13 protein-coding genes and 1 pseudogene are annotated in these 15,025 nt (G+C 73.2%); 6 read left to right on the top strand and 8 right to left on the bottom strand.

Features of this window, described 5'->3' with window-relative positions; translation table 11 throughout:
• Positions 1–20: 20 nt before the first annotated feature.
• Together J7E88_RS24565 and J7E88_RS24560 are read right to left on the bottom strand one after the other, a co-directional pair.
• Positions 21–1,223, bottom strand: a complete 1,203-nt coding sequence (locus J7E88_RS24565; RefSeq protein ID WP_215184628.1) for an ROK family transcriptional regulator — start codon at positions 1,221–1,223, stop codon at positions 21–23.
• A gap of 174 nt (positions 1,224–1,397) precedes the next feature.
• Positions 1,398–2,411, bottom strand: coding sequence for a mechanosensitive ion channel family protein (locus J7E88_RS24560; protein ID WP_215184738.1), 1,014 nt, complete (start codon positions 2,409–2,411; stop codon positions 1,398–1,400).
• A 314-nt stretch (positions 2,412–2,725) separates the two neighbouring features.
• Here J7E88_RS24560 and J7E88_RS24555 point away from each other — a divergent pair, with 314 nt between their 5' ends.
• Positions 2,726–3,262: an HNH endonuclease gene (locus tag J7E88_RS24555; RefSeq protein WP_215184626.1), complete on the top strand. Its 537-nt coding sequence runs from the start codon at positions 2,726–2,728 to the stop codon at positions 3,260–3,262.
• Positions 3,263–3,663: 401 nt separating this feature from the next.
• Here J7E88_RS24555 and J7E88_RS24550 read toward each other — a convergent pair whose 3' ends face one another.
• Positions 3,664–6,579 carry a beta-N-acetylglucosaminidase domain-containing protein gene (locus J7E88_RS24550; RefSeq protein ID WP_215184624.1) on the bottom strand — a complete coding sequence of 972 codons (2,916 nt, stop codon included), beginning with the start codon at positions 6,577–6,579 and terminating at the stop codon, positions 3,664–3,666.
• 318 nt (positions 6,580–6,897) lie between these two features.
• On the opposite strand from J7E88_RS24550, the gene J7E88_RS24545 reads away from it, so the two are divergent.
• From J7E88_RS24545 to J7E88_RS36140, 5 genes and pseudogenes are all read left to right on the top strand, one after another.
• Positions 6,898–7,167, top strand: a complete 270-nt coding sequence (locus J7E88_RS24545; protein WP_215184622.1) for a hypothetical protein — start codon at positions 6,898–6,900, stop codon at positions 7,165–7,167.
• 10 nt (positions 7,168–7,177) lie between these two features.
• Entirely contained in the window at positions 7,178–9,559 is a 2,382-nt protein-coding gene (malQ, locus tag J7E88_RS24540; RefSeq protein ID WP_215184620.1) for a 4-alpha-glucanotransferase, read from the top strand.
• A 23-nt stretch (positions 9,560–9,582) separates the two neighbouring features.
• Entirely contained in the window at positions 9,583–9,813 is a 231-nt protein-coding gene (locus tag J7E88_RS24535) for a hypothetical protein (protein WP_215184618.1), read from the top strand.
• Between the two features lie 119 nt (positions 9,814–9,932).
• Positions 9,933–10,412 (top strand): annotated as a pseudogene (locus J7E88_RS37475) (LysR substrate-binding domain-containing protein); the annotation flags it as partial.
• Between the two features lie 71 nt (positions 10,413–10,483).
• Positions 10,484–10,642: a hypothetical protein gene (locus J7E88_RS36140; protein ID WP_251023105.1), complete on the top strand. Its 159-nt coding sequence runs from the start codon at positions 10,484–10,486 to the stop codon at positions 10,640–10,642.
• Positions 10,643–10,878: 236 nt separating this feature from the next.
• Here the strand turns inward: J7E88_RS36140 and J7E88_RS24525 are convergent, their stop codons facing one another.
• From J7E88_RS24525 to J7E88_RS24505, 5 genes are all read right to left on the bottom strand, one after another.
• Positions 10,879–11,973 (bottom strand): selina-4(15),7(11)-diene synthase, encoded by a 1,095-nt coding sequence (locus J7E88_RS24525; protein WP_215184614.1) that lies wholly within the window; start codon positions 11,971–11,973, stop codon positions 10,879–10,881.
• Between the two features lie 219 nt (positions 11,974–12,192).
• Positions 12,193–12,813 (bottom strand): ATP/GTP-binding protein, encoded by a 621-nt coding sequence (locus J7E88_RS24520; RefSeq protein WP_215184612.1) that lies wholly within the window; start codon positions 12,811–12,813, stop codon positions 12,193–12,195.
• Entirely contained in the window at positions 12,794–13,153 is a 360-nt protein-coding gene (locus J7E88_RS24515; RefSeq protein ID WP_215184610.1) for a DUF742 domain-containing protein, read from the bottom strand. Before J7E88_RS24515 ends, J7E88_RS24520 begins: the two co-directional genes overlap by 20 nt.
• Positions 13,150–13,566: a roadblock/LC7 domain-containing protein gene (locus J7E88_RS24510; RefSeq protein ID WP_215184608.1), complete on the bottom strand. Its 417-nt coding sequence runs from the start codon at positions 13,564–13,566 to the stop codon at positions 13,150–13,152. Before J7E88_RS24510 ends, J7E88_RS24515 begins: the two co-directional genes overlap by 4 nt.
• Complete coding sequence (locus J7E88_RS24505; protein WP_215184606.1) at positions 13,563–15,023, bottom strand: sensor histidine kinase KdpD; 1,461 nt, start codon at positions 15,021–15,023, stop codon at positions 13,563–13,565. Before J7E88_RS24505 ends, J7E88_RS24510 begins: the two co-directional genes overlap by 4 nt.
• Positions 15,024–15,025 lie beyond the last annotated feature (2 nt).

The following is a 15,025-nucleotide window of genomic DNA, read 5'->3' as shown; positions in this document are numbered from 1 at the left end:
GGGCGGGCTGGCCGGCGGGCTCAGCGGGAGGTGTCGAAGACCTCGTCGCGGGTCGTGGCCAGCGCACGCTCCAGCGCGCCCCGGAGCACCGGGCTGCGGCGCACCGAGCCGAGCACCAGCCGGGGCCGGGACGCCGCCAGTTCGGTGAGTTCGGCCTGGACGCGCTCGCGCAGGGGCTCCCCGCCCGCGGCGATCACCTCGCCGGACAGGACGACGAGCTCCGGGTCGAGCACGGCGACCATGGACGCGAGCCCGGTCGCGAGCCCGGTCGCGTAGGCGCCGAGCAGCTGCCGGTACGGCCCCGAGTCCGCCTCCGCGGCCCGGGCGACCAGCGCGGTGGCGACCTCCGCGTGCGGGCCGCTGCCGATGCCCTCGATGCCGAGCTCCCGCGCGAGCCGGGGCAGTGCCTGGGCGCCGGCCAGCTCCTGGAAACCGCCGCTGTTCGCCTTGGTGACCTGGCGGACCAGCGGGGTGCCGGGTACGGGCAGGAAGCCGACCTCGCCCGCACCGCCGGTGAAGCCGCGGTGCAGCCGGCCGCCGATGACGACGGCGGCGCCGAGGCCCTCCTCGTTCCACAGGAGCACGAAGTTCTCGTGGCCGTGGGCGGCGCCGGCGCGCTGCTCGGCGACGGCGACGAGGTTGACGTCGTTCTCGTACTCGACGGGCATCGGCAGCACCGCGGCGAGTTCGTCCAGGAGGGTGGGGGAGTGCCAGCCGGGCAGGTGGGAGGCGTAGCGCAGCCGGCCGGTCGAGGGGTCGAAGGCGCCGGGTGTGCCGACGACCATGCGGTGGACGTCGGCGCGGGTGATGCCGGCGTCCTTGACGGCGCCGTCGAGCGCGTCGGTCACCTGCCGTACGACGCTCTCCGCCCGGCGTCCGGGGGTGGGGAGCTCGAACGCGCCGACGGTCTCTCCGGTGACGTCGGCGACGGCGGCGCGGATGCGCAGCGGGGTGACGTCGAGGCCGGCGGCGTACGCGGCTCGGGGATTGACCGCGTACAGCTGTGCGCTCGGGCCGGGGCGTCCCTCGGTGGTGCCGGTGGCGACGACGAGGCCGGCGGACTCCAGCCGGGCCAGCAGCTGGGAGGCGGTGGGCTTGGACAGACCGGTGAGCTTGCCGATCCGGGTGCGGGACAGAGGGCCGTGCTCCAGCAGCAGATCGAGCGCGGCGCGGTCGTTCATGGCGCGCAGCACACGCGGGGTACCGGGGGTCGTTCCGGCCACGACGGTTGCACCTGCCTTTCGATCTGCACTGTTAGGAAAGTTTCCTATTCCATGGGAGAAAAGTAGGCCGCACGTCAGGGGGTCGTCAATGGCAAACGCCCCCTGGGCAACCAAAGAGTTACCGAGGGGGCGTGCGTCCGGGCGCGTCCGGGTGTCCGGCGGCCGGCCGTGCGGCTACTTCGAGAGGTTCGTGGGCGACGGTATCGGGGAAGCGGCGATCGACTGCGGCGACGTCGCGGACGCGTAGGCCGAGGGCGCCGCCACGCCGGCGGCCGGGTCGGCGGCGCTCTCCTCCGCCTGCTGCGCCATCCCGCCGACGATCCGGATGCCCGCGGCGTCGAAGGCCCGCTTGATCCGCCAGCGCAGCTCGCGCTCCACGCCGAGGGACTTGCCCGGCATGGTCTTCGCCGCCACACGGAAAGTCATCGAGTCGAGCAGCACCTCGGTCAGGCCCAGCACCTCGACCGGGCCCCACAGCTGCTCGTTCCACGGCTCCGCCTTGGCCAGGTCGTCCGCCACCTCGCCGATCACGGCCTTGACGCGGTCCAGATCCTCCGAGGAGCGGACGGTGACGTCGACGGTGGCGGTCGCCCAGCCCTGGCTGAGGTTGCCGATCCGCTTGATCTCGCCGTTGCGCACGTACCAGATCTCGCCGTTCTCGCCGCGCAGCTTCGTCACCCGCAGACCGACCTCGATCACCTCGCCGGAGGCCACTCCCGCGTCGATCGAGTCCCCGACGCCGTACTGGTCCTCCATGATCATGAAGACGCCCGAGAGGAAGTCGGTGACGAGATTGCGGGCACCGAAACCGATCGCGACGCCGGCGACGCCGGCGGAGGCGAGCAGCGGCGCGAGGTCGATCTTGAACGCCCCGAGGATCATCAGCCCCGCGGTGCCGAGGATGACGAACGACGCGATCGAGCGGAGCACCGACCCGATGGCCTCCGAGCGCTGCCTGCGCCGCTCCGCGTTGACCAGCAGACCGCCGAGCGCCGTGCCCGCCACCGCCTGCGCGGAGCGGTTCATGCGCTCTATCAGCTTGGACAGTGCCCGGCGCACGAGCATGCGCAGCACCAGCGCCACGACCAGAATCAGCGCGATGCGCAGGCCGGTGTTCAGCCAGGTCGACCAGTTCTCCTCGACCCAGCCCGCGGCGTTGCCCGCCCGCGTGGCGGCTTCGTCGAGCATGACGGGTGCGGGCGACGGATCGGCATCAGCGCGTACGGCGGACCAGAACGCGGTCACGGGGACACAACCTCCATGCGTGCGATGAGACCAACCACCCTAACGGGGTACGGAGCCCGCATCGGCGCACTTCCCCCGGGAGAGACAAGGCTCACCCGGGGGAAGAAAAGGGAAGGAACGTCCCGAGGCCTGTGGCGGAAAACACCTCCAGCCCGTTACGTGCACGTGGTGGCGCCGGGACCGGCCATGAGGACAAACTGAAGACAGATCGTCCCGGCGCGAGCCACGCGCCGCCGGCGTACAAGGAGGCATCCACCGTGCCGCATGTCCTGGTCCTCAATGCGTCGTACGAGCCGCTCGGCGTCGTACCGCTCCGCCGCGCGCTCGTCCTCGTCCTGGAGAACAAGGCAACCTGCCTCGAGGAATCCGGCGCCTTCATGCACAGTGCGACCCGTGTCGTCGCCGCACCCAGCGTGGTGCGGCTCAAACGGTTCGTTCGGGTCCCTTACCGGGGGCCCGTTCCTCTCACCCGCAAAGCGCTCTTCGCCCGCGACGGCGGGCGCTGTATGTACTGCGGTGGCGTCGCAACCAGCGTCGACCATGTCGTTCCGCGCAGTCGCGGGGGACAGCACGCCTGGGACAACGTGGTGGCGGCCTGCCGCCACTGCAACCATGTCAAGGCCGACCGGCATCTGCGCGAACTGGGCTGGCGCCTGCGCCACCAGCCCGCGCCGCCGAGCGGGCTCGCCTGGCGCATCATCGGGACCGGACATAGGGACCCGCGCTGGCTGCCCTACCTGCAGCCGTACGGCGCGGACGACGCGATGGCCCGGATCGACGGCATCTCCGCCTGAGAGCCGCAGGCCATCTTTTTCGTTCCCGGCCCTCCTCATGCGACCGGGGAGGGCATGGCGCGCCCGCGCGCCTGACTCGCGGACCGCACCGTCGGCCGTGCCCGCTGGGCACCGCGTATTGCTGCCGAGGCCGTCGGCCCGCCTCGCTGGGCGCCGGGAATGCCCCGGCCGTCGGCGGTGTCACGCTCGGCGTCGGCGTAGCCCCGCCGCCGGCCGCCGCATCACTGGGCGCCGGGTACTGCCTGCGGCCGTCGGCCGTGTCTCACTGGGGACGGCGTAGGGCCCCGGCCGTCGGCGCTGTCGCACTCGGCGACGGCGTACCGCCGCCGACTGCGTACGGCCCCGCGGCCAGTCGGCAGCTCGCTGGGGACGGCGTACGGCGCCGGCCGCCGACCGGCGGCTCACTCCGCGACCGGGTACGCCTCCACCGAGAACAGCGAGTACCCGAACTCGGTGACACGTTCGTCGCCCTGGACGCGGACGAAGCGGGTGTCCCTGGCGTCCATGCGGACCGACTCGCGACCGCCCCTGCCGTCCGTGACCGTCGCCGCCGTGCGCCAGATCCGGCCGTCGGACGAGACCTGTACGCGGTACTTCGTCGCGTACGCCTCCTGCCAGTGCAGCACCACCAGGCCCACCCGTTCCGGCCGCGGCAGCTCCAGCTGCCACCAGGCCGTCGGGCCCAGAGCGGACGACCAGCGGCTCAGCGGGTCGCCGTCGACGGCCGCCGCGGCCGGGTAGTCCGCGGTCTCGTCGCCGGACGAGGTGGCGCGGACGCCCTCGACGCGCGCGAGGTCCGTGGCGCCCGTCTTCGGGAACGCGCGCACCGTCAGCGTGCTCTCCTGCCCGGCGAAGGACAACGGCACCTGGTACTCGCCCGCAGGCGTGTCCTCGGGGACCGTGACCTCCACCGGCACGGTGGTCCGCACCCCGCGCGGGACCGTCGTCTCCTTCGGCACCTTCACCTCGATGCCCGCCGGCGCCTTCGCGGTGAGCGCGCCGCGCACCTCGCCAGGCCGCTGCGCCGTCAGCCGGACCCCCGCGCGCTGCGGCGCGCCGCCGATCTCGGCACTGGTCTGGGTGCGCACGAGGTCGAGTCCCGCCGCCGGATCGTCCGCGAACCACGGCACCACCGAACGGACCGGAATCGGCTCGTCGCCGTCCGGCGACACCCGCAGCGCGTCCACCTTCAGACCCTTGGCGTCCGTCTGCGTCCAGCCCCCGGCCGACAGCGGCGCCAGCACTCGCCAGCCCTCGCCCGGCACATGCGCCTCCAGACGCCCGCGCGGGGAGTCGGTGGGCTCGGTCATCGTCGTCACCGCGGTCATCGGACGCGGCCGCTCCAGCCATACGGTGTCCTCGCCGGCCCGGGCGCGGTCGGCGCCCGTCCACATCCGCGACTCCTTCACCGCGCGCTCCACGAACGGGCCGAGCACGTCCTTGCCGACGGTGGCCCTGCTCGCCCGCAGCGACTTCTGCTGCGTCTCCAGGTCCAGCGACGCCTGCCAGGCCGCCTGCCCGTCCCCGCGCGCCTGCGCCGCGAGCATGTCGACCGCCAGCTCGCCGGCCCGGCCGTAACGGGCCAGCTGGTCCAGCCACGGCCGCACCTCCGCGGCGAGAGACCCCTCGGCCGTGTGTCGCAGCCGCTCGGGCGACTGGCGCATCACCGTGAAAGCGGCGCGCAGCGCCGCCGCCGCCCGCTCCCGCGTCCTGGCGTCCGTCGTGGTGCGCGAGCGCCAGAACTCCTCCATGAGCGGCCGCAGATACGCCGACTCGCCGTCGGGGCTGAGGATCGACGAGGAGTCGTTCCCGGCCAGCGCGGCCAGCGCCTCGCGCGTCCGCGCGTCGCCGCCCGCCAGGTCGTCCAGCGCGGCCTGCCAGGACTGCTCAGGGCGGTACGCCTTCGGGTTCCAGGCGTAGTCGGCGGTGGTGAACAGCGGGATGCGGGAGGCGGACGCCTGCTCCATCGCGTTGGCCAGCAGAGCCGCCGAGCCCGTCGCGACCGCGGGCTCCCGGCCGGTGTACGGGCCGAGGAATATCCGGTCCTGTGCGTAGTCGTTGACCGGGTAGTTGTCCATCGTGACCAGCGGATGGTGGTCGAACGCCTCGCGCGCGCCCGCCAGTTCGCGCCCGGTGATCGTGCGCGGTACGACTCCGACGCCCGTCCACGCCACCCGCACGCCCCCGTCGAGCTCCCTGGCGAGCGCCGTGCGGTACTCCGTGGCGCCCTCCTGATAGAACTCGGTCGGCATCACCGACAGCGCCTCGGCACCGGGGTGACGGTCCGCCAGGTGCCGCGCGACGGCCCCCGCGACGTGTGCCTGGGCCCTGGCCGCGGCCTCGGGACCCGAGCCGTACCGCTCCGCGTCCTTCTCGCAGTGCCACTCGCTGTAGCTCACGTCCTGGAACTGCAGCTGGAAGGCGCGTACTCCGAGGGCCCACATCGCGTCGATCTTGCGGGTCAGCTTCCGTACGTCCCCGTCGTCGGCCAGGCACATCGACTGCGCGGGAGCCACGGCCCAGGCGAGCGTGACGTGGTTGCGCCGGGCGCGCTCGGCCAGCGCGCGGAACTCCGCGCGCTGCGCCGCCGGGTACGGCTCGTGCCACATCGCTTGCCGGTAGGGGTCGTCGCCGGGGGCGTACAGATAGCGGTTCTGCTTGGTGCGTCCCATGAAGTCGAGCTGCGCGAGCCGCTGCTCGTGCGACCACGGTTGGCCGTAGAAGCCCTCCGTCAGGCCACGCAGGGCCGTTCCGGGCCAGTCGCGCACGGCGACGCCCGTAACGCGGCCGTCCGTCATGAGCTGCCGCAGCGTCTGCACACCGTGGAACAGGCCGTCGCCGCCCACGCCGTCGAGGGCGACCGTGTCGCGTCCGCCGACGCGGCCCACCGCCAGGCGGTAGCCGCCCGAGGGCAGATCGGCGCGCTCCGCGGCGCGCAGGGCGCGCAGTGCGTCCTGCGCGCCTGTGCCGCCGATGCGGAACACGGGCCCGCGGCCGGGCAGTTCGGTGTGCACCGTCCGCACGCCGGCCTCGCGCAACAGGTCCTTCAGCAGCCCGATCGCATAGGGGTCGGCCGCCGGGTCCGCGACGAGCGTCGCCTCGTCGCCCAGCGCGACGGCACCGCCGGTGGTGCGCAGCGACTGCGGGCGCGGCCACACGGAAGGCGCCGCGGCCGTGCCCTCGGGGTCCTGCGCCGAACCCGCCGGGGTGCCGGGGTCCGCGGGGGCGGCGACGGCTCCCGGCGCACCTCCGAGCAGACCGCCGATGACGGCGACGGCGACGGCCGCCGCTGTACGTCTTCCGCCCGCGAGCCGCACGCCGGTCTCCCCTCGGATCTCCCCTGCCGTTCGGTCGGTTTCGAGCCCACCACCCCACCGCCGGAGTGTCAATGCGCATGGCCGTTGTGTGCCTTTTGCCTGGTGTGGTGGACGATCGGGGCGAGTTCGCGGACCGCCGGCGCGGATTCGCGGACCGCCGGCGCGGATCGCCAGCGCGTCGCCGGAGCAGGCGGCCGGACGCGAAACATGATGTGACCCGGAACACGTTGGCCGATCGTGTACGTCTGCGATCGTGCCGACGGGGTAGGGCTGCTGTGACCCGTTCACGCCCGTTCACACCCGCTTGGAGTGATTACCGTGGCCGCATCCGCTCATCTGCTGCTCTCCGCCCTGTCCAAACAGGTCCCGGCGCAGTCGGCGCATGCCCCCGCAGAATGCCCGCTCGCCCCTGAGGCACAGTTCACCGGCGAGCTGCGGCCCGCCCACGACGTTCCGCTCACGAGCGAGCCGCCGCTCGCTCACGCCGCCCCTCTCACCAGCGAGCCCCCGCTCGCCGACATCGCGCCCCTGACCAGTGAGCCGACCGCCCACGGCACGGCGGGCGGCGCGGAGTCACCAGGGGTCTGAAGGAGTCCGCATGGGCCTTGCCCGGCTCGCCGCGCTGCATGGAGTCGCGACCACCTTCGAGCCCTCCGAGGGCGTCACTGTGGTGGTCCCCGAGGCCACCGTCGTCGCCGTCCTGGCCTCGCTCGGTGTCGACGCGTCCACCCCGCATGCGATCGGTGCCGCCCTGGACCGCGCGGACCGCGCCGCGGCCTCGCGCCTGCTGCCGTCCACCGCGGTCGTCTGGCAGGAGCCCGGTGGACCCCGTCTCCCCGCCGCCCTCGGCGCCTTGCCCGCAGGCACCGTGCTGCGCGTGACGACGGAGCAGGGGCACGACATGCGCCTTTCGCCACCGGGCGCGCGACGGGTGGCGCCCACGCCGGCAAGCGCTCCCGCCTCGTTCCGGGCGCCCGGCAGTGCGCCGGGTCCGGCTGCCCCGGCGGAGACCGCAAACGCTCCGGCCCCTGTGAAGGCCGCAGGCGCTCCGGCCCCGATGGAGGCCGCAGGCGCTCCGGCCCCGATGGAGGCCCCAGGCGCTCCGGCCCCGGCGGAGGTGGCAGGCGCTCCGGCCCCGGCGGAGGTGGCGAGCGCTCCTCCGGAGACCGCGAGCGCTCACGCCCCCGCGGAGACCGGCTGGGGCGAGCTGCCGACCGGAGTGCACCGGCTGCGTGCGGAGGCTCCCGGCGGCCGCACCGCCGACGCGACCCTCGTCGTCGCGCCCGGCGAGGTGCCACGGCCGCAGGGCCGCTCCTACGGCTTCCTGGTCCAGCTGTACTCCCTGCTGTCCGCCCGCTCCTGGGGCATGGGCGACCTGGGAGACCTCGCCGAGCTTGCCGCCTGGTCGGGCCGGGCGCTGGGCGCGTCCTTCGTCCAGGTGAATCCGCTGCACGCGGCGGTTCCGGGCGCCCCCACCGATCCGTCCCCCTACCGCCCTTCGTCGCGCCGCTTCCCCGACCCGGTCCATCTGCGCGTGGAGGACGTCCCGGAGTACGCGTACGCGCACCCGGCGCAGCGCGCACGGCTTGAGGAACTGCGCGAGAAGGCGGCCGAGCTGCGTGAGTCCGTCCTCGGCAAGGGCGCGCTGATCGACCGGGACGCCGTGTGGGAGCTCAAGCGCGAGGCCCTGGAGATCCTGCACACGGTCCCGCTCGGACCCGGGCGCCACGCCGCCTACTGCGACTTCCTGGCCGAGCAGGGCCCGGCCCTGGAGGACCACGCGACCTGGTGCGCGCTCGCCGAGGTGCACGGCTCCGAGTGGCACAGCTGGCCGGCCGCGCTGCGCGACCCCCGTTCGTCCGAGACCGCGCGGGCGAAGAGCGAGCTGATGGACCGGGTCGACTTCCACAGCCGTCTCGTGTGGCTGACCGACGAACAGCTGGCAGCGGCGGGCCGGGCGGCCCGCGAGGCGGGCATGGGCGTGGGCGTCGTGCACGACCTCGCCGTCGGCGTGCACCCCGGCGGGGCCGACGCGTGGGCCCAGCAGGCCGTCTTCGCGGCCGGAATGTCGGTCGGCGCACCACCTGACGCGTTCAACGCCCGAGGCCAGGACTGGGGACTGCCGCCGTGGCGCCCCGACGCGCTGGCCGCCTCCGCGTTCGCCCCGTACCGGGGCCTGCTGCGCGGCATCCTGCGCAACGCCGGCGCACTGCGCATCGACCATGTGATGGGCCTTTTCCGGCTGTGGTGGGTGCCGCAGGGCGCCCCGCCCACCGAGGGCACGTACGTCCGCTACGACGCCGAGGCGATGCTGGCGGTCCTCGTCCTGGAGGCGCACCGCGCGGGCGCCGTCGTCATAGGAGAGGACCTCGGGACGGTCGAGCCGGGCGTGCGGGAGGCGCTCGCGGACCGCGGTGTGCTGGGCACCTCCGTGCTGTGGTTCGAGCGCGACTGGGCGGGCAGCGGCCGGCCGCTGCCGCCGGAGAGCTGGCGGGAGGGGTGCGTCGCCACCGCCACCACGCACGATCTGCCGTCCACCGCGGCCCGGCTCAGCGGCGGCCATGTGGAGCTGCGCCACCGGCTCGGTCTGCTCACCCGCGGCCTGGAGCAGGAACGCACGGAGGACACGGCCGATGTGCAGGAGTGGCTGGGCCTGCTGGAGCGCCTGGGCCTGCTCCCCGAAGGCGGCGGGGACGAGGAGGCGGGGATCCGGGCGGTCTACCGCTTCCTGCTGCACACGCCGGCGCGCATGGTCGGGGTGTGGCTGCCTGACGCGATCGGCGACCTCCGCCCGCAGAACCTGCCGGGCACCTGGGACGAGTACCCGAACTGGCGGCTTCCGGTCGCGGACGGCGAGGGCCGGCCCACGGCCCTGGAGGATCTTGCAGCATCTCCCCGGCTGCACCGGTTCATGACGGTCTTCGCAAGCGCGCGGGGCGGCGACGGCTCCTCTACGGCACCCCCGGGCGCGCGACCCTGACGGGCGTTCGCTACGTTGGCACCGTGGACAAGAAGAACGCCTTGCGCGCCGGCGCCGTCGCAGCCGGTACGACGCTGATGATGCTGCTGATGTCGTCCCCCGCGCTTGCGCTCACCCCGGACGACGGCGACGACCCGGGTGCCGGCCTGAGCGTGGCCGAGACCCTCGGCCTGTATGTCGTGGCACCGATCGCCCTTTTCGTGGTGATCGCCGGCCTGGTGATGGTGCTCGACAAGTCCAGGAAGCAGAGCTGACCCTGCCCTGACCCCAGCCTTCGAGGCGCCCCGGACGCTCCCGCGTCCGGGGCGCCTTTTGCTGTGCCGCCTCCCGGCGACCATTCGGATCTGTTCAAAGGAATCGTCGAAGGTATTCGATGGACCTGAGCGGTTTTCCGGAGCGACGGTGGAGCGCCACCCGCCTCCCAGGGAGGCACAGGATGACCGTGACGGCCGCGGACCGCGTCCGCACCGGCAGGACGACCCCCGCGACACGGGGCAGGCGGGCCGCGGGTTCCGGGCTGCCGTTCGCCGCGCTGGCGACCGTCGTGCGGTCCGGCAGCTTCGTCACCTCGCGGGCCCTGCACGACACCGTGCCGCCGGTGCAGGCCGCTGGCGGATCTGGCGGACCTGGCGGACGAGCCCTGGATCTTCGGCGGCAGCGGCCCCTGGTCCGAGACCACGATCGCGGCCTGCGAGAGCGCCGGCTTCGTTCCCGAACAGGCGCACAGCGCGGCGGGCTGGACGGCCATGACTGGACGGCCATCCTCGCGATGGTCGCGGCGGGCATGGGCATCGCGCTGGTCCCGCGCGTGGCGGCGGCGCGGCGCGAGGGCGTGGTGATGCGCGTCCTCGCCGACGACCAGCCCGCCGCCATGTCCTCGCGGCGGTCCGACGCGGCTCGCAGACGGCGCCGGGAATCTCACGGGTGCCGGGCGCGCTGCGCGAGGTCGCCACCGGTGAAGGGGACGGCGTCGAAGTCCGCCTCGGCGTCGGCGGGCCGCTGTGCACGCGCCAGTGTTTCGACCTGCGGAATCCGGACGCCTTCAAGGGCCTGGAGCGGGCGGTGGAGATCGTCGCTGTGTGACCCGTGAGCCACAGCGGGTCGCCCCGCCGCCCGCCCCGCGGCCGGTCTGTCACGCGTCCCGGGGCGTCACCGTCACCGGCGTGATCCGCGGCGGGTGGAACATCGGCTGGATGAGCCGGCGGTGCCGTCGGCGCACCTCGCCGCCCGCCGTCGCCAGTCCGTCGCCCGCGAGGGGGCGCAGCCGGCTCCGACCGACACCGGAGAAACCTTTCCTCGGTACGGCTGTGATGCCGGCTCTACGCGAGGTGCGGAGCCTGCCGGCCAGGCACCGAAGGGGTGAGGGGGCCGGGCACGAGGTCCCACCACCAGGCGACGGCGGGGATGTCCAGCGGCTCGTGGCGGTCGTCGGTCGGGGTGTCGCTGAAGACGGGCGGAAGGTTCGCCGGGTCGTCGGGGGTGGTGTGGCGCACGGAGCTGACGCCCCAGTCCTGGGCCCCGCGGATGAAGCTGGACAGGCTCCGCAGGTACTGCCGCAGCTGGGGGCTGCCCTGCTCGGACAGCTGCTCGGACAGGCGCGTGTACAGGCACATCACCCGGTCCCGCTGCGCTATCGCGGCCTTGAGCGCCTGCTCGGTGCTCATGCCCTGCCGCTCCAGCACACGCAGGGCGTTGAGGTAGTAGCCGGGGGTTCTGCGCTCCCTGTGGTGGGAGAAGATGTCGTTGTCCCAGGCGATGATGAACGACGCCATCTCGGTCGCGGCGCGCACCGCGGGGCGGTCCCGCTCGTGCGGCTGGAGCTCGTAGCCGTACCCCATCTCCAGCATCGGGAGCACCACCGAGGTCGCCCCGTCGTAGAGCCGCATCAGCGTGTAGTCGTTGAGGTCGGGCACGGTGCCGGCGCGGCGGTGCGCCGCCTCCCACACCACCGAGAAGAAGTACTCCCGCAGGGCGTCCACCCAGCGGGCCGTCTGGCCCGCCGTGCCGTAGCGGTCCACGCGCATCCGCAGGTCCCGCAGGCCCGCGGCCAGCGGGTCGTCCTGCATCATCGGCGCCTCGGGGTTCTGTGCCACCCGGATCAGCCGGTGCAGCAGGCCGGCCAGATCACCGGGCCGGTGCCCGAGTTCGCCCTCTTCGCAGTGGCCGTCGTCCACACCGAAGAGCCACAGCACGAAGTCCGCGAGGAGGGAGACGACCTCCTCGCGGCCCTCGGGCAGGATCCGCGCCGAGAACGTGCCGATGTCCTGCACCACCAGCTTGGCGCGCAGCGCCTCGGAGCCGATGCGGTACGTCTCGGCCCAGGCCGCCGTCTGGACGTCTATGTCCGCGTGCTGCGGGTGTATCGCCGGTGGAAGGGGCGAGAAGATCGGGGGGACGGTCAGCTCGGACTCCACGTGCGGCCTGCCTCTCGATGCGGGTGCGGCGCGTCAACTTCGTTGTCACACGCGCAACTTGCACCTCAGAGTGATCATCTAGGCGGCATCGTACTCAGCCGGATTGGCTGATCCAATAGGACCAATCCCCGGCAGAGCGGTACGCAACGGGCCAACGCTGGCCGGAAGGTGCGGCACGGCCTCCGCCACCGGCTCCGGCTGCCGGAGCCGGTGACCGGGTCACGACGCCGCCTGCGCCTGGGCCAGGAACTGCAGGTAGCGCATCAGCGCCATCAGGACGTCCCGGCTGGACGCGCGCTCCCGCGCGTCGCACAGCACGATCGGCACGGCCTCCGGCAGATCCAGCGCGGCTCGCAGCTCCTCGAGCGGGTAATCGGGCGCGTCCGGGAAGGAGTTGATCGCGACGACGAACGGAACGCCGCGTTCCTCCAGCCGCCCGATGACATCGAAGCTGACCTCCAGCCGGCGGGTGTCGACCAGTACCACCGCGCCGAGCGCGCCCTCGAACAGCCCCCGCCACAAAAACCAGAACCGCTCCTGGCCCGGAGTGCCGAACAGGTACAGCACCAGCTCCTCGTTGATGCTGATACGGCCGAAGTCCATCGCGACCGTCGTCGACGTCTTGCGTTCCACGCCCTGGGTGTCGTCCACGCCGACACCGGCCTGGGTCATCGTCTCTTCGGTCGTCAGTGGCCTGATCTCGCTGACCGAGCCGACCAGGGTCGTCTTGCCGACCCCGAAGCCGCCCACGATGACCACCTTGACGGCGGCCGTGGCGGTCGTCGGCAGCACGTCCTCGCTCCGCGGGCCGAGAGCCTGCTCAGAGCTTCTGAAGTCCATCGATCACTGCCTCAATCAACGCGCGGTCGGGGAGGTGGGCGGCCCGGACGGGTGCGCGGGCCAGCACCTTGTCCTCGGCCAACAGGTCGCTGAGCAGCACGGTGATCACGCTCACCGGCAGGCTCAGATAGGCGGATATCTCGGCCACCGAGAGCGGCGCCTGACAGATCCGGATGATGGCCGCGTGCTCCGGCTGCATTCCGGGTCTCGGCCCCGACCTGGCCACGATCAGCGTGACCAGGTCTAAGGCGGTGGGCGCGAAGGAGCCGCTGCGGCCGCCGGTGATGACGTACAGCCGCTCGGGACTGCTCGGCTCCCAGTCGTCGTCCGCGTCGCTCACGCGGTCTGCCCCTCGTGCCGCGGCGGCGTGCTCAGGTGCTCTCCGATCCGCAGCACGAGGTCCCGCATGCGCTGTCCCATCAGACCGGCGTCCACGCCCTCGTCGGCCAGTACCGCGAGATAGGCGCCCGCGCCCGCGGCCATCAGGTAGAAGAAGCCGCCGTTCATCTCGATGACCACGAGCCGCATCTGGCCGTCGCCGTGGGGGAGTTCGGAGGCCACCGCGGCCGCGAGGCTCTGCAGTCCGGCGCAGGCGGCGGCCAGCCGGTCGGCCGTGTCCGTGTCCGACCCGTACTGGGCCATACGCAGTCCGTCGGCGGACAGCACGACGACGTTTCGGGTCTGCGGTACGCCCTCTGCCAGGTCCTTGAGCATCCAGTCCATATTGGTCTGGTGGGACTGCCGCTGAATCATGGCTGCTCGTTTCCGTTGTTCGTCTGGGGGGTGTCGCCGGACAGGCCGCTCTGGAAGGCGGCCAGCCACATGCCGGGCTGCACCGCCGGTGCGGCGCCCTGTGCGGGGTCCGGCATCGTCGCGGGAGGCGTTTGCGTCCCGTCCGCGGGGGCGGCGGGAGCGGTCACCCGGGCCTTGCGGCGTCGCTGGGGGAGTCCGTTCGCGGTCCGCTCGCTCACCTGCGGGACGTCCTCGGCGTGAAGGGGCACCGTCGGGCCCGTGACCGGCCGCGGGAGCCGCTCGTGGGTGTCGGAGCCGGCGGGACGGGGACCGGAGGCGGCGCCGATGCCGTGCGCCAGGCCGGTCGCCGAGGCAGAGGTGGTGATCAGGGCCTGAGGGACGACGAGAACGGCGCGCACACCGCCGTACGCGGAGGAGCGCAGCGACACCTGGAACCCGTAAGCCTGCGAGAGGCGGCCCACCACGGCGAGGCCCAGGCGCGGGCTCTCGCCGAGGTCGTTGACATCGATGCCCTCCTGCGCCTGGCGCAGCATCCGCTCGGCGCGCCTGCGCGCCTCCTCGCTCATGCTGACACCGCCGTCCTCGATCTCGATGGCGATGCCCGACTGCACGTCGACGGCGGTCAGATGGACCTTGGTCTGCGGCGGCGAGTAGCGGGTGGCGTTGTCCAGCAGTTCCGACAGGGCGTGGATCAGCGGTTCGACGGCGGTGCCGACGACGGCGACCTCGGAGACCGAGTGCAGTTCGACGCGCTGGTAGTCGATGATCCGGGACATGGCGCCGCGCATGACGCTGAAGAGCGGCACGGCCTTGCTCCACTGGCGTCCCGGGCGGGCGCCGCCGAGGACGGCGATGGAGTCGGCGAGCCGGCCGATCAGCGCGGTGCCGTGGTCGATGCGCAGCAGGTCGCCGAAGACCTCAGGGGTCCGGCCGTGCCGGTCCTCCATCTCGCGCAGCTCCTGGGCCTGCTGGTGGACGATGGCCTGCACCCGCCGGGCGATGTTCACAAAGGCTCGCTGGGCGGACTCGCGCAGGTCCTCCTCGGCGCTGACCGCGTCGACCACCGAGCGGAGCACGGCGTGGTGCTCGGCCGGTGCGTCGACGGAGGCGAGCACGTCCTCGGGGAAGCCGCCGGACCGCAGGGCCTGGACCACCTGGGGCAGCAGTTCAGCGGCGAGCCGGCCGGTCTGGTCCATCTGCCGGGCGATCAGCGCGTCCTGCGCCGCGACCCGGTCGCGCAGTTCGGTCACCAGTCTGCCCCTGCGCATGACCTCCGCGCAGGCGACGGCGACCGCGGCGACGGCCACGGCGGAGACGATCAGCACCGGGGTGCGAGCCGACGCGGAGACCAGGAACAGGGCCACGATCGCGGCCGCGGCGGTCGCGGCAACGGGCAGCTGCCAGACGAGGCTGGCCCTCGGCCGCGGACTTCCGGTCGACGTTCCCTGTCGAACCATCA

It is taken from the genome of Streptomyces sp. ISL-10 (assembly GCF_018614575.1).
Classification (GTDB): Bacteria; Actinomycetota; Actinomycetes; order Streptomycetales; family Streptomycetaceae; genus Streptomyces.
The sequence above is the reverse complement of the archived record's forward strand: the minus strand, read 5'-3'. Positions and strand labels throughout refer to the sequence as shown.